The sequence below is a fragment of the Catenulispora yoronensis genome (assembly GCF_039531695.1).
Classification (GTDB): Bacteria; Actinomycetota; Actinomycetes; order Streptomycetales; family Catenulisporaceae; genus Catenulispora; species Catenulispora yoronensis.
Genome location: NZ_BAAAQN010000049.1, coordinates 1 through 17,050 on the forward strand (window position 1 = coordinate 1; position 17,050 = coordinate 17,050).

The following is a 17,050-nucleotide window of genomic DNA, read 5'->3' on the forward strand; positions in this document are numbered from 1 at the left end:
CCGCGAACAACCAGACCACCTCCGACAACGACTCCCGTGAACTCGGCGAGGCGTCCGTCAAGGCGGCACAGCTGCTCGGCATCCCCAGCAGCGGCACCACCGGCGGCGTCGACAACGGCGTCACCGTCGTCATGTTCTCCGGCCCCTCCTGGGTCGTCAACGGCACCAACTCCACCCTGAACACCAACGCCCAGGCACTGGTCCAGAAGGCGCTCGACACCCTCGGCGCGGCCATGTCGGGCGGCACCACCCCGCCGCCCGGCGGCACCCTGTTCGAGGCGGAGACCGGCACGCTGTCCTCCGGCGGCACGTTCGACTCCAACCACGCGGGCTTCACCGGCTCCGGGTTCGCCAACACGGCCAACGCCGTCGGCGCGTACCTCGACCTGCCGGTCACCGTGTCCGCCGCCGGTACCAAGACTCTGACGATCCGGTACTCCAACGGCACGTCCTCGGACCGGCCCGCGACCATCTCGGTCAACGGCTCCTCGAAGGGGACGGTCAGCTTCCCGGTCACCGCGGACTGGGACACCTGGTCCACCGCGACCATCTCGGTGCCCCTGAACGCCGGGTCCAACACCATCCGGATCGCCGCCACCACCTCCGGCGGCGACGCCAACATCGACTCGGTGACGGTTTCGTAAGGAACCTGGACCAGTAGCTCCACAGTTCAAGCACGTCCCGGCGCCGGCCGGCGGGCCATCCCCGCTGTCCGGCGCCGGTGTCGTCCTGCGAGCGGCGCGCGCCGCCTGGTCACTGACGCCGTCCGCGGGTGACGATGACGACGTACCGGCACTCCGCGGTGGTCGAGTTCTGGAAGGTACACGGCGCCGGTTCGCCGAGTTCGAGGGTGTCGCCGGCGTCGAGTTCGTGGACGGTCGCGCCTTCGTGGAAGGTCAGGCGGCCGTCGAGGACCCAGACCGTCTGGCGGATGAAGGCGAAGGCGGCCGCCGGGTAGGCGACGCCGGCTCCGGCGGGCAGCCGCACCTCGGTGATGTCGGCGGGGAAGTCCGGCCCGGTGATCTGGCGCCGCCGGTACCCGGTGTCGGGGTCGCGCCACGTGGGGAGGTCGGCCTGCCGGGTGAGTCCGGTCGGGCCGGTCCGGTCGGCCGGATCGGTCGTATCCACCCCGGTCACAGAACCCTGGTCCGACTCGCGCTCGGCGCGGGCGAGCAGCTCGGAGACGCTGAGCTGGAACGCCGCCGACAGCTTGCCGAGCACCACCGCCGTCGGGCTGCTCTCGCCGTTCTCGATCCGGCTGATCATCGCCCGCGACACCCCGGAGGCCTCGGCCAGCTGCACGAGGGTCCAGCCGCGCCGGTCGCGCTCGGCGCGGATCCGGGTTGCGATCTTCCCGACCAGTGGTTCTACTATATTGGACATGGATCTAGCATATAAGAATCGGGCCGGGGTCGCGGTCCGCCCCGCCGGCCCCCAGGACGCGGAGGCGATCCGCGAGATCCGGAACCGGGCGATCGAGCGCTCGACCGCGCTGTGGACGAACACGGTGCTGTCGGCGACCGACGGCGCGGCGTGGCTGGACCCGCACTTGCGACGCGGCTCGGCGTTCGTCGCCGAGGCCGACGGCGCGGTGGCGGGGTTCGGTGCCTACGGCCCCTGGCGTGACTTCGAGGGCTACCGCCACACCGTCGAGGACTCCGTGTACGTCCACGAAGACCACCACCGGCGCGGCGTCGGGGCGGCGCTGCTCACCGCCGTGATCGACGCCGCCCGCCACGCCGGCCACCGCATCGTCATCGCCGACATCGAGGCCGGCAACACCGCGTCGATCAAGCTGCACGAGCGCTTCGGCTTCCACCACGTCGGCACCGTCGGCGACGCGGGCACCAAGTTCGGGACCTGGCTCGACCTGACCATCATGCGGCTGCCGCTCAGGTGACGGAGCCCGCCTCCAGCGCGGCCCGCAGCGCGGCCATCGTCGCGGCGACCCGCGCCAGGTCCTCGCTCGACACGGACGCGGTCAGCGCCGCCAGCTCCGCCTCCACCACCGGCCGCGCCGCGGCCAGCGCCTTCTCCCCCTCGGCCGTCAGCCGGAGGATCGACGACCGTCGGTCCTCCGGGTGCGCGACCCGGACGCACAACTCCGCGGCCACCAGGCGGTCGACCGCCTTGCTCACCGCCCCGACGGTGATCCCCACGTCGTTGACGATGTCGAGCACACGGCAGTCCGGGACCCGGTCGATGATCTCCAGGAACTCGAACTGCCCCAGGCTCAGGCCCTGGGCCGCGCGCAGCCGGGCGCTGACGGTGTCGTAGAGCCTGGTCTCCACCCGGACCAGATCGATGAAGACCGGCGTGACGTGCCTCACAACACCTCCATTAGATTCCTAGGAATCAGCTTCCCTGGAATACAGTTATGGCACCGGGAAGGATTCCTCGGAATCTATCTCCTCGGCCCGCCGTTCCGCCATTCCCGCATCGTGGAGGCCCCCTCATGTCCCGTCAGCAGCGCGAAGAACTTGCCGCCCGGCTCCGCTCCGTTCCGCGCGGGGCGACGCCGCCCGGCGTCGAGGAACAGCGCGCCGGCCTCGCCGCCGCCGTCTCCCGGCCGATCCGGCCGGACGTGGCCACCCGGCACACCGTGCTCGGCGGCCGCCCGGCCCTGGAGCTGACGCCCGCCCGCGCCACCGACCGCGGCCACCTGCTCTACCTGCACGGCGGCGGCTACGTCAGCGGCTCGCCGGACACCCACGCCGGACTCGTCGGCGAACTGGCCGCCCGCGCCGGGCTGCGGACCACCTCGCCGGCCTACCGGCTGGCGCCCGAGCACCGGTTCCCGGCCGCGCTCGAGGACGGACTCGCCGCCTACCGCGAACTGCTGGACCGCGGCACCGACCCCCGGGACCTGGTCCTGGCCGGGGACTCGGCCGGGGGCGGTCTGGCCGTCGCCACCCTGCTCGCGGCCCGCCAGGCCGGCCTGCCGCAGCCGGCGGCCGCGGTCGTCTTCTCCCCCTGGCTCGACCTCACTCTCGGCGGCGCGAGCTTCCAGACCCGGCGCGACGCCGACGCCATCTTCACCGAGGCCGATTTCGAGAACTACGTCGAGCACTACCTCGGCTCCGGCGACCGGTCGCAGCCCCTGGCCAGCCCGCTGTTCGGCGACCTCGCCGGCCTGCCGCCGCTGCTGGTCCAGGTCGGGACCGACGAACTGCTGCTCGACGACGCGATCCGGCTGGCCGCCCGGGCGGGCGCCGCCGAGGTGGAGGTCACCCTGCAGATCGGCCCCGGCCTGCCGCACGTCTACCAGCACCAGTACGGCCGGCTCGACGAGGCCGACGCCGCCCTGGACCACGCCGCGCGCTTCCTCAACGACCAGCTGGCCAACGCCCGGGCAGAGGCCGCGGCCAGCGAACCAGCCCTCTGACGCCTCTGGAGACGCGCACGGAGACGCCGCCGGAAACGACGGTGGCGCCGGACAGCATCCTGCGATCCCCTATCGTGTGGGGCATCGAAGGGGGTGGGCGTGCATTCTGGAGAGCTGTTCGCCGGACGCTACGAGATCGTCACCCGGCTCGGCCGCGGCGGTATGGGCGAGGTGTGGTCCGCCCGCGACCGGAGCCTGCGGCGAGACGTGGCCGTGAAGCTCCTCTATCTCGACGACACGGGGTCCGACGACGCGGTGCGGCGGTTCGAGCGCGAGGCGGTGGCCGCGGCCCAGATCAGCCACCCGAACGTGGCGGTGGTGCACGACCGGGGCGTCCAGGACGGCGTGCTGTTCCTGGTCATGGAGCGGATCGACGGCGCGACGCTGTCGCAGGCGCTGCGCGGCGGAACGCCGCTGCCGCTGCCGGAGGCCGTGCGGATCGGGGCCCGGATCTGCGACGCGCTGCTGGCGGCGCACCGGGCCGGGGTGATCCACTACGACATCAAGCCGCACAACGTCATGATCGCCACGGACGGCACCGTGAAGGTCGTCGACTTCGGCATCGCGGGGTTCGCCCATTCGCAGTTCACCGTCGCCCGGACCTCGCAGCTGGCGCCGGCCGGGACGCCGGAGTTCGGCGCGCCGGAGCAGTTCCTGGAGGAGCGCGGCGACGAGCGCTCGGACCTGTACGCGCTCGGCGGGGTGCTGTTCTGCATGCTCACCGGACAGCCGCCGTTCCAGGGCCAGAACGGCATCGCGGTGATGATGCGCAAGCGGGACGAGGCGGCACCGCGCGTCGACAGCCTCGTTCCGGGCGTCCCGCCGGCGTTGACGGACTTGGTCGCCGAGCTGCTGGAACGGGACGCGGCGCGGCGTCCGCAGACTGCTGCCGAGGTGTCTGCGCGGTTGGCGGGTGTTGAGAGGGAGATCTCTGTCGCGCCGGTCCTGGATCCGGGGGCCTCGGGTTCGCAGAGCATGCATCCGGGGGTCGCGGAGACCATGCGGGCGATGCCGGTCGAGCCGCGGTCGACGGCTTGGGCTGCGGGGTCGGCTGCGGGGCCGGCTTCAGGGTCGGCTCCCGGGTCGGCTGCGGGGCCGGCTTCGGCGTCGGAGACGGCTTCGGCTCCGGCTTTGGGTTCCGCGTCGCCGGCCGCAGCGGCTTCGGCTTCGGCATCGGCATCGGCTTCGGCTTCGCGGGCCGCAGCGCAGCACCCGACGTGGTCCGCCGTCGGCGCCCTCCAGCAGCCGACCGTACAGCCGGTCCGCAAGGCGTCGGCGTGGGCGCCGGGGTCCGCGGTGGCCTTCCTCGCGGGCATCATCGCGGCGACGCAGCTGGCCGGCATCGGCGCCCAAGTGATCGCCACGGAGGCCAAAACCGGCAGGCGCTGGACCGACGAGGTGTGGCAGTCCACACAGTCCTGGTCGGGCTGGACCAGTCAACTCTTCACGACCTGGTCGCACGGCGCCGCGATACAGGTCGTCCTGTTGGGTGTCTTCCTGGTGTCCATGGCGCTGCTGGACACATCGGCCGCCGCCAGAGTCAGGCTCGCGGGCTACGCCACCGGTGTCGCCTCGGCCATCTGGCTGACCGTCGCGACCCTCGCGCTCGCCGGGGAGGATCAGCGCGAGTCGTCGCTCCATCTCGCCGCGCGCGTGAGCAAGATCGCACCGCCGACCGCCAGCGTGTGGTGGCAGACCTACGTCATGGCCGGGCCGATCGTGCTGACCGCCGTGGCGTGGATCGCGGTGGCCGCCTACGCGGTGCTCGACACGGGATCGCGGCGCCGACGCGCGGCCATCCGGCGTAGCTGACCGAGCGGACTTCCCTGGTTCTTGGCTCCCGGCCCGGAAACGAGTTGTCCCCGCGCCCTCCGTGGAGGACGCGGGGACAACTGTGTTCGAGCCGAGTTGCCGGCGCTTTAGACGGCGCGGACGTCCTCAGCCTGCGGGCCCTTCGGGCCCTGCGTGACGTTGAACTCCACAGCCTGGTTCTCCTCCAGGTTGCGGTAGCCGCTGCCGCTGATCGCGGAGAAGTGGACGAAGACGTCCGGGCCTCCACCGTCCTGCTCGATAAAGCCGAAGCCCTTTTCGCCGTTGAACCACTTGACCTTGCCGGTTGCCATGAATCTCCTTGAGACCTGCGGCCACACCCACCTGGTGGGGACGCGTGCGCTGAACAACTATTGCACGGTTTGCAGCTTCCGCATTACCACTTGTCATCGTTCTCACCGTATTCGGGGTGAGTGGCGACCAAACAGCCCTATAATGAAGGAATTTCTATGCTTGACACCCCATTCGACCGATCGGGCATCGCCGGACGAAGACCGCCCAATTCCTCCGATTGGCTGTCAATCCGCTTCAGATCGCGACCGCCGGGCATAGGGATGGGTGTTCGACAGGCCGACACACCGACAGGCCGGGAAGGAACTGTGCGATGTTCCAGCTCTTGTGGATCCTCATCCTGGGCCTCATCCTGGGCGCCCTCGCCCGCCTCATCCTCTCGGGCAAGCAGGACATTCCCGTATGGCTGACCATGATCGCCGGCGTCGGCGGCGCCTGGCTCGGCAACGCCGTGTCCGGCTGGATCGGCGTCCGCCACACCGGTGGCGTCGACTGGATCCGCCACGCGCTCCAACTCGGCTTCGCCGTCGCCCTGGTCGCCCTCGCCGCCTCGCTGTGGGCCGGACGGAACGCGGCACGGCATTAGGGAGCTCCGGCGGCTCCGGCGGCTCTGGCGGCCCCGACAGCTCCGCGGCGCCTCGGCCCGGTCCACCACATCGCCCCGCGCACCACGACGGTGTCAGCGGGGCGATGTGCGCTGTCAGGACGGCGTCAGGGCCGTGTCAGGCGGGGCGGCGAAGGTAGCGGTGTGAGGACGGGCCGCCAGGGTCCGCGCAACCACCGCCCGAGGAGCACATCATGCAGAAGTTCGACACCGCCGGTCCGGTCTCCGTCGTCCTGGACATCCCGGCCGGGCGCGTCCGGCTGATCGCCACCGAGCGCGCCGACGCCGCCGTCGAGATCCAGCCGAGCGACACGTCGAAGAAGCGCGACGTCAAGGCCGCGGAGCAGACCGGCGTCGAGTACCGCGACGGCGTCCTGCGGATCACGACCGCCGACCCGCACCGCCTGTTCGGCAGCTCCGGATCGCTGGAGGTGACGGTCGAGCTGCCCTCCGGCTCCCGGCTCGAAGGCAAGGCCGGCGCCGCCGAGCTGTACACCACCGGGCGCCTGGACGAGGTGGCCTTCGACGGCGGGTACCGCACGGTCCAGATCGCCGAGACCGGCGGCGCGCGCCTGAAGGTGCACACCGGAGCGGTCTCCGTGGCCCGGCTGACCGGCCCGGCGTGGATCAGCAACGGCATGGGCGACATCACCGTCGCCGAGGCCGTCACCGGCAAGGTCACGCTGCGCACCGGCTCGGGCAGCCTGTCGATCGGCACGGCCCCGGGCGTCTCGGCCACGCTGGACGCCAAGACCGGCTACGGCCGGATCGCGAACGCGCTGACCAACACCGACGGCCCCGCCGCCGCTCTGGCCATCGAGGCCACCACCGACCACGGCGACATCGACGCGCACAGCTTGTGAGGGTGGGTGGGGGCCGCTCGGGGAGCTCCCGGGCGGCTCGGGCGCTGTGGACAACGAAGTCGGTCCGAGCGGTGCGAAGCTCACCGTCGCCGATTCCGCGCCTCCCGGGCCCTACGCTCCGGCGGTTCGACATTCCGCCACCACCGCCCCAGCACCACCAGCTCGCGCAGCACGCCTCCGACCGCGGCGACCGCCTCGGCATGGCCGAGCAGGTTGGCCCCGCCGCCGTTGTGGAACAACACCCAGGCCGCGGCGGCGGACGGCACCACGACAAGAAGGTTCGACAGGATCCGCGATCGCAGAACCCTGTCCACGGGGCTCCAGCAGGTCTGCACCGCGTGGTCCCACCGCCGCCACAGCGCGGCCCGCACCATACCGCCGGCGTTGGCCACGATGTCCGAACACTGCGATCCGGAGAGCACCGCCCGCCAGTCGCCCTTGAGGTCGTCGGAGCCGGGGACGCCGCAGAGAATGCAGCCCGCCAGCCGGAACAGCCACAGCGCGGCGCGACCGCGCGGGCCCGGCACCGCGATCGGCGGGGGACGCCAGGTCTTCCGGCGCCGCGGCTTGTTCGGCGGCTTGAAGAACCAGTCGGTGAAGTCGTAGAAGGGGAAGGGCAAAGTCGCCTCGCCCCGGCGGGCCTGGCCGGCGGAGCCTTCACTGACCTTCAGCGCGACTTCTTCCCAGGTCATGGGTCACCGCTCGCCATTCCCGGAGCCGGTGGTGTCCAGGCGAGTTGCCTGCGGCGCCGCTCGCTCAGCTCGCTGTGCAGGGCCGCGCGGCCGCCGGTCGTCAGCTCGAAGTAGCGGCGACGGGGCCGGTCCGCGGGCTGCGGGTCCTCCCAGGAGGAGGAGATGAGGCCGGCCTGAAGCAGGCGCTCCAGCGCCGGATACACCGTGCCGGTGCCGTAGCCGGTCTTGCGGCAGATGGACAAGCCCCACTCGGGCTCCTCCGGCGCGGCGGCGGCGAGCAGGCTCAGGACGTCGAGCACAGTCGTCGTCATCCTGATCCGCCTCGGAGCCACACTCTCAGTGTACGACGGTGCGCCACCCTATGTCGATAATCAGAAATTGCAGCACAGAGCCTTGCGCTGCCAAGGATTACGACTTACGGTCACGGCAACGTCGCTGAGCGCGAGTCTTCAAGGGGTCAGCCATGACCGGAATCCGAAGCACCTTGGCCATCAGTCTTCTGACATGCACAGCACTGACCGCGACGGCCTGCTCCGGCAGCACCGCGAACCACACCGACGGCCGGCGGACCGGGCCCGTCAAGATCTGGTACTCCAACAACCCCCAGGAAGTCGCCTGGGGAAAGGCCGAAGTCGCCGCGTGGAACAAGCTCCACCCCGACCAGGAGGTCACCGGCGAGGAGATCCCCACGGCCCACAGCTCCGAGGAGTCCATCACCGCCGCGATCAGCGCCGACACCGCGCCGTGCCTGGTCTTCAACGGCTCGCCGGCCGCCGTCTCGGGCTGGGTCCGGCAGGGCGGGCTGGTCCCGCTGAACAGCTTCCCGGACGGTGCCTCCTACATTGAGGACCGCTCGGGCCGGGCAGCGGCCGCCGAGTACCAGAGCCCTGACGGCGACTACTACCAGCTGCCCTGGAAGTCGAACCCGGTCATGATCTTCTACAACAAGGACATGTTCCGCGCCGCCGGCCTCGACCCCGACCACCCGGCGCTCGCGACCTACAGCCAGTTCCTCGACGCCGCGCACAAGCTGCACGACTCCGGCAAGGCCGCCCTGGCCATAGCCCCGTCGGCGAACGGCGACTTCTACCAGAACTGGTTCGACTTCTACCCGCTCTACATCGCCGAGAGCCGGGGCCGGCAGCTGGTGTCCGACGGCCGGCCGACCTTCGACGACGCGGCGGGCCGGGCCGTCGCCACGTTCTGGGCCGAGATCTACAAAGCCGGCCTGGCCCCGAAGGAGACCTACAACGGCGACGCCTTCGCCGACCAGAAGGCCGCGATGGCCATCGTCGGCCCCTGGGCCATCTCCGTCTACGGCTCGAAGGTGAACTGGGGCGTCGTCCCGGTCCCGACCTCGACCGGCCTGCCCGCGGACCAGATCCACACGTTCGCCGACGCCAAGACGGTGTCGCTGTTCACGGCCTGCCGCAGCCGGGACACGGCGTGGGCGTTCCTGAAGTTCGCCACCGGCCCGGACGGTGACAGTGCCCTGCTGGAGAAGACCGGGCAGATGCCACTGCGCGCCGATCTCGCGACGGTCTACGCGCCCTACTTCGCATCGCATCCCGCATACACGCTGTTCGCGCAGCAGGCGGCCCGGACCGTCGAAGTCCCGAACGTCCCGCACGGCGTGGCCATGTGGCAGGACCTCCGCAACGGCTACCTGCGGTCGGTGGTCTTCGGCGACGAGCCGACCGCGCAATGGCTGCATGAGGCGGCCTTGAAGGTCGCGGCCGATATCCAGCCGTAGGCCGGCGGGTCGAGAGGGAGGACACGCTCATGTCCAGTGCCACGCGGCCCGGCCGGAGTCCCAGAACCCTGATCGGCCTGTGGCTCACCGCGCCTTACGCCCTGTATCTGATCGCGGTCTACGGGGCGCCGATCGTCGAGGGCTTGCGCATATCGTTCCTGAACTACGTGTACGCCGCGCCCGGGGCCTCTATCCCGGAACCGTTCGTCGGCCTACGGAACTACCGGACCGCGCTGGCCGATCCACAGCTCCGGCAAGCTTTCGTCAATATCCTGGAATACCTGGCGGTCAACGTCCCGCTGACCGTCGTCCTCGGCCTGTCCCTGGCAGCGGCGCTGGCCCGGCTGACCAGGAAGAAGACGTTTCTCCGGCCGACCTTGCTCCACTCGGTCTTCTTCGTGCCCTACATCACCGCCGGCGTGGCCGTGATCGGAGTCTGGTATTACCTCTTCAGCCAGGGCGGACTGATCAACCGCCTGCTCGGCACGCTGGCGCCCGACCCCTCCTGGCTGGTCAATTCCAAGCTCGCGATGATCGTGATCGCCCTGGAAGTCACGTGGAAGCAGCTCGGCTTCTACATCCTGCTCTACCTGGCAGGCATCCTGCTCATTCCCCGCTCGCTCTACGAAGCCGCCACCATCGACGGCGCCGGAACCCTCCGCAGGTTCCGCTCGATCACTGTGCCCGGCGTCCGCGACATCACCACACTGACGATCACGTTCTCGGTCATCGACGGCGCGAGCCTGTTCACCGAGCCGTATCTCCTGACCGGCGGCGGGCCCTACGGCACGTCCGTCTCACCGGCTCTGCTGATCTACCAGAAGGGCGTCGAGCAGGACGACCCGGCCCTCGGCGCGGCCATCGGCATGCTGCTGACGGTCTTCGTCCTCGTCGTGGCGGGCATCAGCCGCAGACTCCAACGTCGTCTTCAGACCGGAGGCAGGTCATGAAGCGGAGGCAGGTCATGAGACGGGCAGGCACCTACGCCTTCGTCCTGCTGGGCGCCTTCATCAGCTTGTTCCCCTTCTACTACATGGTCATCGGATCGCTTCAGCTCCACGCCGACAGCGCTTTCAGCGGCCTGCTCCCCCGGCCCGGCAACCTCGGTCTGCAGAACTACCGCGACATCAACCACGCGATCTCGCTACTGCCCGCCCTGGCGAGCTCGGCCATCTTCACTCTGGGCACGGTGACCCTGACGATCGTCATCGGCCTCCCGGCCGGCTACGCGTTGGCCCGGCTCCACTTCCCGGGCCGCCGCGCCCTGAACAGGGTCCTGATGCTCGTCCTGGTGCTGCCGTTCCAGGTCCTGATGATCCCGCTCTACGTGCTCGTGGCGCGCGACTACGGCCTGGCCGACTCCTACCTGGGCATGATCCTGCCCTTCGCCGTCAACGCCACGGCCGTCCTGATCTTCCGCCAGTTCTTCGCCTCGCTGCCCGATGAACTCTTCGACGCCGCACGCATCGACGGCGCCGGGGAACTACGGACCCTGCGACTGGTCGCCGAGCCGGTGACGAAACCGGCGATCATCACGGCGTCGGTGATCACGTTCGTCGGGCCGTGGAACGAGTTCCTCTGGCCGTTCCTGATCACGAAGAAGCACTCCATGCAGCCCTTGGCCGTGGCGCTGGGCAACTACATCGAGACCAACGCGTCCACCGCGGCCAACCCGTACGGCGTGATCCTCGCTGGGGCCTGCGTGTTGGCGGTGCCGGCCATCGCGTTGTTCGTGATGGCGCAGCGGTACTACACGTCCGCGGCGTTGGGCGCGGGAATCAAGGACTAGGAAAGGACCAGGGAAGGACCAGGAGCAGAGCAACCGCCTCGGCCGCCGCGGCACTGTCCGCAGCGGCCGAGGCGGAGATTTCACCCGCAGCCTTTATGGGCTAGTACGGCCTGGGGGAATACCGCAACGACTTGTAGTCGCATATGCCGTCGTTGCCCCCACCGGTGACGATCCAGTACGCCGGCGCGCTGTAGCCCCAGACGGTGCCGATGGAGGTCTGGCACGACTGGTCCATCGTCTGCGTGATGCCGTTCGGGATCACACCGCCGAGGTACTGGAGGATCGCTGTTCCGCTGGGGTAGACGCCGGCCAGGACCCAGTTCGCGGGAGCGGCCTGGTTCGGCAGGACGTAGACCTGGGCGCCGAAGATGGCGCCGCCGAGGTACTCGATGTGCTTCGTCCCGGCGGCCGGGTTCTGGCTGTCGACCAGCCAGCCGGACGGCACCGGGGCGGACAGGGCGATGGTCTGCCCCTGGCCGAACGTCGGGTCCGCGTTGGCCGCCGGGGCGGTGAGGACGGCGGCTCCGGCCGCCAGTACGGCAACCGCGGCCGGGACCAGGTGCGAACGTGCTCTCGGCATTCCCATTCCTTTCCGAGATGGTGGTGCGGACGCACCGGGTATTACCCCGCGCCTGAACCAATACTCTGATTTGTCGGTCAGGTACCACACCCTGGAATGCCCCCCTTATGTGCGATGATCACCGCGTGACGCACCCGATATCCGAGCCCCGCCCGGGGATCCCCGACGAGCGCAAGCTGGAGATCATCCGCGCGAAGCTCGACGAGCTGACCGGCCCGCAGTGGACGCTGACCGACGACGGCACGATCACCGGCCGGGGCAGCGCCACGGTCCGCCTCGGCGAGCCCCACGACGACCACCCGAACCATCTCGACATCGACCTGATCCTCAGCCGCACCCACCCGGCCGAGACCACCTTGTCCGACTGCGCGACCGGCTACTCCCACGACCCCGACGAAGCCGTCCGCCAAGCCGTGGACCAGTGGGCCCAGACCACGGCCCAGGCCGCCTTTGAACTCATGGAACAGCGCGGCCAACGTGCCGGCCACTTCCCCGGCCACGCCCCGGACGGCGTCCCGGGCTGGCACGCCATCTGCGGCGCGGCCGTCGGCTGGGGTCTCGACGACGGTACCGGCGCCAAACAACGCTGGCTGGCGGAGAACCCGCCGTGGATCCGCATCGGCCCCGAGATCGCGGCGGCGATGAACCGCGAACTCAATACCCTGCGGATGTTCATCGGCAGCGACGCCGACACCGAACTCGCCGAAGTCCGCGTCAACGGCCAACTCCATGACGAACTGTCGGCACGCCTGCTCGGCATGGACTGGCCGCGCTCGGCGCGCATGACTACTGCGCGGACGTATGTGCTGCTGATTCCCGAGCGCGGCGAGCCTGCCGGCGACGAGTAGTCGGCCGGTCGGCGTCCGGGTCGCCGCAGACCCGGACGTTCGTCCTTATCCGAGCAACGATCCGTACTGATGCGCGCCGTACACCAGCAGCATCCCCAACGCCGCTCCGCCGAGCACCGCGACCGGCAGCCATCGCCGTTCCATCAGGCCCTCGCGGTAGAGGCGGCGCAGCATCAGCGCGCCATAGGCGACAACGACCGGGCCGGCGGTCACCGACCCGAAGGTGTACCCGTGCCCTGATATCGCCTGCACAAGGTGCATCACGCCGTGGAGCGTCCAGCCCCAGATCAGCAGGCCGAACAGCGTCATCGTCCGGCCGGGGCGGGCCGAGCGCGCGGCGGCCAGGATCGCCAGCCAGCCGAGGCCGAGTTCGAAGATCATGCCCGCCAGGCACTCGGACGTGGTCTGGAAGACGCCGAATTCCTTGAAGCCGTTGTGCCGGACGATGTAGAGGGCTTCTTCGCCGTCGTGGATCACGAACGACAGAATCCAGCCCCACATCCACAGCCGGGTCGTCGTCGTCAGTCGGGACACCGCGGTCGGCGCGTCGGCCATGGTGCCGCTCGCAGTGCTCGTGGAAGCTGCTGACATCTACCCCACCCTTTTCCATACGTGCGCGTACGTAAACCCTGACGCGATTAATGTACGCACCCGCATGGAATACTGTCCACCATGACCGACAAACCCCGCCGCGGCCGCCCGCCGAAGACCACCGCCGAGGACTGGGAGCGCGCCGCCCTCGACGCCGTGGCCGCCGGCGGCGTCGCGTCGGTCTCCGTGGAGGCCCTCGCCGTCGGGCTCGGCACGACGAAGGGCAGCTTCTACTGGCACTTCGCCAATCGCGAGGCCCTGATCGAGGCCGCGCTGCACCGCTGGGAGGCCGAGCACACCGAGCGGCTGGCCGGCTACCTGGACACGGTCGCCGACCCCATGGAGCGCCTGCGCTACACCTTCCCCGGCTCCCTCGCCGACCAACGCGGCTCGGCGGTCGCGCTCACCCTCCTGGCCGACGCCGAGGATCCGTCGGTCGGCGCCGCGATCGCCCGGGTGACGGCCCGCCGGGTGGCGGTCCTGGAACGCGCCTTCGCAGACCTCGGATTCACCCCGGGCCAGGCCCGCACCCGCGCCCAGACCGCCTACGCCATCTACCTCGGCACCGCCGCCCTGCGGCGCGGCGCGCCCGACTCGGCGCCCGAGCCGGACGCGGACTACGCCGCGACGGTGCTGGAAATACTGACCACCGCCGAGCGCGGCTAACCCGCCATGGCCCGCTCGACATTGGCGATGACCAACGACAGATTCGGCGCCTTCAGGATCGCCATGGCTTGCTGCGGGGTGAGCCCCGGACCCTCCGGCGCGGCCTCGGCATCGGCTTTCCCCATGACCGCGGGGTCGATGTTCATGCCGAGTGCGGGCTTTCCGAGGACAGTCAGATAGCCGGTCTTGCCCGACCCGTCGGAGGCGGCATACACATACCTTCCCATCCGCGGCTTGCTGTCAGGAGCGACCTGCTTCAACGCGCCGGACCCGGCGTCGTAGCACAACGTGGCCTTCCGGCAGGTCGGGTCCGGCGCACCGTCGGCCGTGTCCGCCCAGCCGAAGGTGTTGACCCCGCGCGGGCCGACGAGTTCGAGCGCCCAAGGAATCGCCGGACTGAGCTTGAGACGAAAGCCCGGAGGCAGAATCCAGGCTGTCTCGGCGGCGATCCGCGTCTCGATCTCGTAGCGCTGCCGAACCGCCGTCGCGGACGCGGGGACGGACGGATCCAGCAGGTCGGCCACGGCCTTGAATCCCGGCGCGTTCACAAGCTTCTTGAAGGCTTCCACGTCCAACGGTCCCTGTGCGGAGGCGCTGACGCTGTCTCCGTAGATCAGGATCCGGATCGGCGGCTTCGACGTGTCCGCGGGCAGGTATTCGAACCACGTCGAGAAGGCCGACCCGCCGTCGTCCGATCCCGACGATGGCAGTGTCCGTACCCTGATGGTTCCCCCCACGACCTGGACCGGGACCGTCGCCGGGTTCCGAGTAAAGGCATCCTCGTACCCGGTGTTGTCGGCATCGATCTGCAACACGTAGTCCTTCGCGCCGACCCGCACCATGAAGTCCGGCGAGACGTCGCCCGTCCGGCTCGAAATCGGGCCCTGCCGAGTGGTGTCGTACCGCACCGTCAGCCCCGCCGGCAGCAGCGGGGTGAGCAGCCCCGGCAGCTCCGCTTGGATCTCCCGGATCTTGTCCGAGTACGTCGGCGCCTGGTCCTCGAACGCCGACGCCGAGGTCGGCGGCACGGTTCCCGTGACCAGCGACCAGTCATCACGGTTGTCCGCGCCCCGGTTCGCGACGACGACCGCGCCGGCGGCGATCGCCAGCACGCAGACCGCCGTACCGGCCACGGTGTAGACGCGGCGCCGCGAGACCTCGGCGCCGTGCGTGATGGAGGACTCTGCCATGCCTGCGCGATGCGGCGGCTCGACGCCGTCGAACAGGCGGTTGATCAAGGCCCGAGCAGCCAGCTCCGGGATGTCGTTCTCTGATGTGTGCTTCATGTATCGCCTCACCTGATGTCCGTGGAGTCGGGAAGCAGGGTGCTGAAACTCTCGCCGAGCCGCTCCCGGAGTTGGGCCAGGCCGCGCGCGGCCATGCTCTTGACCGTGCCGGTGCTGATCCCGAGCATCGCCGCCGTCTGCTCGACGCTCTGGTCCTCCCAGTAGCGCAGCGCGACGACGGCCCGCGTGCGCGGGGCGAGGTCGGCGAGCGCCGCCAGGATGGTCAGGCGGATGTCGGCGTCGTCGGCCGGCGCGGTCGGTCCGTCGCCCAGAGCGTCGAGCGTCGTGGACTCCCGCTGCCTCGCCTTGCTGTCGAGAAAGCAGCGGTAGACCACTTTGCGGGCGTAGGCGTCGGGCAGGTCCATGGCGCGGACCCGGTGCCACGCGCGGAAGACCCGGTCGTACGCGCTCTGGACGAGGTCCTCGGCGAGGTGCCAGTCGCCGCAGAGCACGTAGGCCGAGCGTCTCAGGTGGCCCTGGCTTCCCATGACGAAGGCCCGGAACTCGTCGACGTGTTCGGGCTTCATACCGTTCCTGAGAGATCTCACACTGGTACAACACGAGGTGAGTGCTGATGGGTTCTACATCTTGCCGGAGAAAGTCTCAGACCACGGTCTGCTGGTGCCAGATCGACGTACTGTTCGCCTGCCAGAAGTAGTCCAGGTGTTCGAAGGTGTCGCCGGCCAGGATGATCACGGCGGCGCCGGTCGAGGCGATGGCCGGGAAGTAGTATTCGATCACCGGTCCCGACGCGACGGTCTGCTGATGCCAGGTGGTCGTGCCGTTGGCCTGCCACCAGTAGTCCAGCGGGGCGCCGGGGAATTCGCTCTGGGTGATGACCACGCCGGTGCTGGTGAAGGTGATCGAGGGTCCGCCGCCCCCGTTGAACGCGCTGAGGGCCACAGTCTGCTGATGCCAGGTGCCGCCGGAGTCCTGCCACCAGTAGTCGAGGTTGCCCGCCGAGTCGTCGGCGGCGATGAGCACGCTGGTGCCGTTCCAGGCGATCGAGGGCGGGCCGGGGTAGGTGATCTTGCCGGCAGTCGCGACGACCTGTTTGGTCCAGGGCGTGGTGCCGAAGGTCTGCCGCCAGGAGTCCAGGTTTCCCAAGGAGTCGAGCGCGGCGATGACGACGGCCGTTCCGGTCGAGGTGATCGTCGGGGAGTAGTAGCTGAGCGTGCCGGCGGCGGCGACGGTCTGCTGGTGCCACGTCGAGGTCCCGTTGGCCTGCCACCAGTAGTCCAGGTTGTAGGAGTTGTCCGTCGAGGTGATGATCACGGCGCTGCCGTTCCACGCGATCGAGGGTTCCTCGTACTGGAAGCCGCTGGCGGCGACGGTCTGGTGGTGCCAGACGGTGTCGCTGTTGGCCTGCCACCAGTAGTCCAGCCCGCCGCCGGTGTCGGAGGCGGCGATGACGACGCCGGTGCTGGTCGACGTGATGGAGGGGTAGTAGTACGAGACCGCTCCCGCGAGCGCGACAGTCTGCTGATGCCACGTCCCGCCGGAGTCCTGCCACCAGTAGTCGAGGTCCCCGTCGAAATCCGTCGCGGTGGCCAGCGCCGAGGTGCCGTTCCAGGCGAGCGACTGCCGGCCGAGGCCGTAGTCGCCGCTCAGGAATTTGGTGGTGGGGGCCTTGGGTGTGGGGGTCGGTGTGGGTGCGGCCGTGACCGTGGGGGCGGCCGAGGTCGCGATCGCGAGCACGGCCGCGCTCACCCAGACCGGTACGCGTCGGAGGATCCGTCGTAGTCGAGACATCCCATTCCTGCCCTTCGAAGAACGTCGTTCCTTTATCAGGGGGCGTGTATCAGTGAGCGAGCTTTCTCGGCGGAGACTAGGACTCCGACCACCGGCCGGCGGCGGGGAGGCTCCCTACCT

21 protein-coding genes are annotated in these 17,050 nt (G+C 69.8%); 11 read left to right on the forward strand and 10 right to left on the reverse strand.

What is annotated here, in order from left to right:
* Positions 1–644: carbohydrate-binding protein (locus tag ABD481_RS32130; protein WP_344669579.1), on the forward strand; the 644-nt coding region annotated here is incomplete at its 5' end.
* Positions 645–753: 109 nt separating this feature from the next.
* Here the strand turns inward: ABD481_RS32130 and ABD481_RS32135 are convergent.
* Entirely contained in the window at positions 754–1,383 is a 630-nt protein-coding gene (locus ABD481_RS32135) for a helix-turn-helix domain-containing protein (RefSeq protein ID WP_344669580.1), read from the reverse strand.
* On the opposite strand from ABD481_RS32135, the gene ABD481_RS32140 reads away from it, so the two are divergent.
* Positions 1,382–1,900: a GNAT family N-acetyltransferase gene (locus ABD481_RS32140; protein ID WP_344669581.1), complete on the forward strand. Its 519-nt coding sequence runs from the start codon at positions 1,382–1,384 to the stop codon at positions 1,898–1,900. The two genes, ABD481_RS32135 and ABD481_RS32140, sit on opposite strands and share 2 nt — an antisense overlap.
* On the opposite strand, the gene ABD481_RS32145 is transcribed toward ABD481_RS32140, so the two are convergent.
* On the reverse strand, positions 1,893–2,330 hold the full coding sequence (locus ABD481_RS32145) for a MarR family winged helix-turn-helix transcriptional regulator (protein WP_344669582.1): 438 nt from the start codon (positions 2,328–2,330) through the stop codon (positions 1,893–1,895). The two genes, ABD481_RS32140 and ABD481_RS32145, sit on opposite strands and share 8 nt — an antisense overlap.
* A 125-nt stretch (positions 2,331–2,455) precedes the next feature.
* On the opposite strand from ABD481_RS32145, the gene ABD481_RS32150 reads away from it, so the two are divergent.
* Both ABD481_RS32150 and ABD481_RS32155 read left to right on the forward strand, forming a co-directional pair.
* Complete coding sequence (locus ABD481_RS32150; RefSeq protein WP_344669583.1) at positions 2,456–3,385, forward strand: alpha/beta hydrolase; 930 nt, start codon at positions 2,456–2,458, stop codon at positions 3,383–3,385.
* A 99-nt stretch (positions 3,386–3,484) separates the two neighbouring features.
* On the forward strand, positions 3,485–5,197 hold the full coding sequence (locus tag ABD481_RS32155; RefSeq protein ID WP_344669584.1) for a serine/threonine-protein kinase: 1,713 nt from the start codon (positions 3,485–3,487) through the stop codon (positions 5,195–5,197).
* Between the two features lie 107 nt (positions 5,198–5,304).
* On the opposite strand, the gene ABD481_RS32160 is transcribed toward ABD481_RS32155, so the two are convergent.
* The gene (locus tag ABD481_RS32160) at positions 5,305–5,508 is read right to left on the reverse strand and encodes a cold-shock protein (RefSeq protein WP_344669585.1); all 204 of its coding nucleotides are present in this window, start codon (positions 5,506–5,508) and stop codon (positions 5,305–5,307) included.
* 311 nt (positions 5,509–5,819) lie between these two features.
* Here ABD481_RS32160 and ABD481_RS32165 point away from each other — a divergent pair, with 311 nt between their 5' ends.
* Entirely contained in the window at positions 5,820–6,092 is a 273-nt protein-coding gene (locus tag ABD481_RS32165; protein WP_344669586.1) for a GlsB/YeaQ/YmgE family stress response membrane protein, read from the forward strand.
* Positions 6,093–6,304: 212 nt separating this feature from the next.
* Positions 6,305–6,973: a DUF4097 family beta strand repeat-containing protein gene (locus tag ABD481_RS32170; protein WP_344669587.1), complete on the forward strand. Its 669-nt coding sequence runs from the start codon at positions 6,305–6,307 to the stop codon at positions 6,971–6,973.
* Positions 6,974–7,053: 80 nt separating this feature from the next.
* On the opposite strand, the gene ABD481_RS32175 is transcribed toward ABD481_RS32170, so the two are convergent.
* Positions 7,054–7,665: a hypothetical protein gene (locus ABD481_RS32175; RefSeq protein ID WP_344669588.1), complete on the reverse strand. Its 612-nt coding sequence runs from the start codon at positions 7,663–7,665 to the stop codon at positions 7,054–7,056.
* Positions 7,662–7,976 (reverse strand): PadR family transcriptional regulator, encoded by a 315-nt coding sequence (locus tag ABD481_RS32180; RefSeq protein WP_344669589.1) that lies wholly within the window; start codon positions 7,974–7,976, stop codon positions 7,662–7,664. The genes ABD481_RS32175 and ABD481_RS32180 overlap by 4 nt, the downstream gene beginning before the upstream one ends.
* Before the next feature lie 152 nt (positions 7,977–8,128).
* On the opposite strand from ABD481_RS32180, the gene ABD481_RS32185 reads away from it, so the two are divergent.
* From ABD481_RS32185 to ABD481_RS32195, 3 genes are read left to right on the forward strand one after another with little or no spacing between them, the layout of a single operon-like run.
* Positions 8,129–9,418, forward strand: a complete 1,290-nt coding sequence (locus tag ABD481_RS32185) for an ABC transporter substrate-binding protein (RefSeq protein WP_344669590.1) — start codon at positions 8,129–8,131, stop codon at positions 9,416–9,418.
* 29 nt (positions 9,419–9,447) lie between these two features.
* The gene (locus ABD481_RS32190) at positions 9,448–10,368 is read left to right on the forward strand and encodes a carbohydrate ABC transporter permease (RefSeq protein ID WP_344669591.1); all 921 of its coding nucleotides are present in this window, start codon (positions 9,448–9,450) and stop codon (positions 10,366–10,368) included.
* A 14-nt stretch (positions 10,369–10,382) separates the two neighbouring features.
* The gene (locus ABD481_RS32195; protein ID WP_344669592.1) at positions 10,383–11,207 is read left to right on the forward strand and encodes a carbohydrate ABC transporter permease; all 825 of its coding nucleotides are present in this window, start codon (positions 10,383–10,385) and stop codon (positions 11,205–11,207) included.
* Positions 11,208–11,307: 100 nt separating this feature from the next.
* Here ABD481_RS32195 and ABD481_RS32200 read toward each other — a convergent pair whose 3' ends face one another.
* Entirely contained in the window at positions 11,308–11,787 is a 480-nt protein-coding gene (locus tag ABD481_RS32200) for a hypothetical protein (protein ID WP_344669593.1), read from the reverse strand.
* A 125-nt stretch (positions 11,788–11,912) separates the two neighbouring features.
* Between ABD481_RS32200 and ABD481_RS32205 the strand changes: the two genes are divergently transcribed.
* A complete protein-coding gene (locus ABD481_RS32205) occupies positions 11,913–12,635 on the forward strand; it encodes a DUF6348 family protein (RefSeq protein WP_344669594.1) in 723 nt (240 codons plus the stop codon).
* 45 nt (positions 12,636–12,680) lie between these two features.
* Here ABD481_RS32205 and ABD481_RS32210 read toward each other — a convergent pair whose 3' ends face one another.
* Positions 12,681–13,226: an HXXEE domain-containing protein gene (locus ABD481_RS32210; protein ID WP_344669595.1), complete on the reverse strand. Its 546-nt coding sequence runs from the start codon at positions 13,224–13,226 to the stop codon at positions 12,681–12,683.
* An 81-nt stretch (positions 13,227–13,307) separates the two neighbouring features.
* Here ABD481_RS32210 and ABD481_RS32215 point away from each other — a divergent pair, with 81 nt between their 5' ends.
* Positions 13,308–13,892, forward strand: a complete 585-nt coding sequence (locus tag ABD481_RS32215; RefSeq protein ID WP_344669596.1) for a TetR/AcrR family transcriptional regulator — start codon at positions 13,308–13,310, stop codon at positions 13,890–13,892.
* Here ABD481_RS32215 and ABD481_RS32220 read toward each other — a convergent pair.
* The 3 genes from ABD481_RS32220 to ABD481_RS32230 form a co-directional block, all read right to left on the reverse strand.
* Positions 13,889–15,178, reverse strand: coding sequence for a hypothetical protein (locus ABD481_RS32220; RefSeq protein ID WP_344669597.1), 1,290 nt, complete (start codon positions 15,176–15,178; stop codon positions 13,889–13,891). The genes ABD481_RS32215 and ABD481_RS32220 overlap by 4 nt on opposite strands.
* Positions 15,179–15,186: 8 nt before the next feature.
* Entirely contained in the window at positions 15,187–15,705 is a 519-nt protein-coding gene (locus ABD481_RS32225; protein WP_344669598.1) for a SigE family RNA polymerase sigma factor, read from the reverse strand.
* A gap of 76 nt (positions 15,706–15,781) precedes the next feature.
* Positions 15,782–16,930, reverse strand: a complete 1,149-nt coding sequence (locus ABD481_RS32230; RefSeq protein ID WP_344669599.1) for a hypothetical protein — start codon at positions 16,928–16,930, stop codon at positions 15,782–15,784.
* Positions 16,931–17,050: the final 120 nt, after the last annotated feature.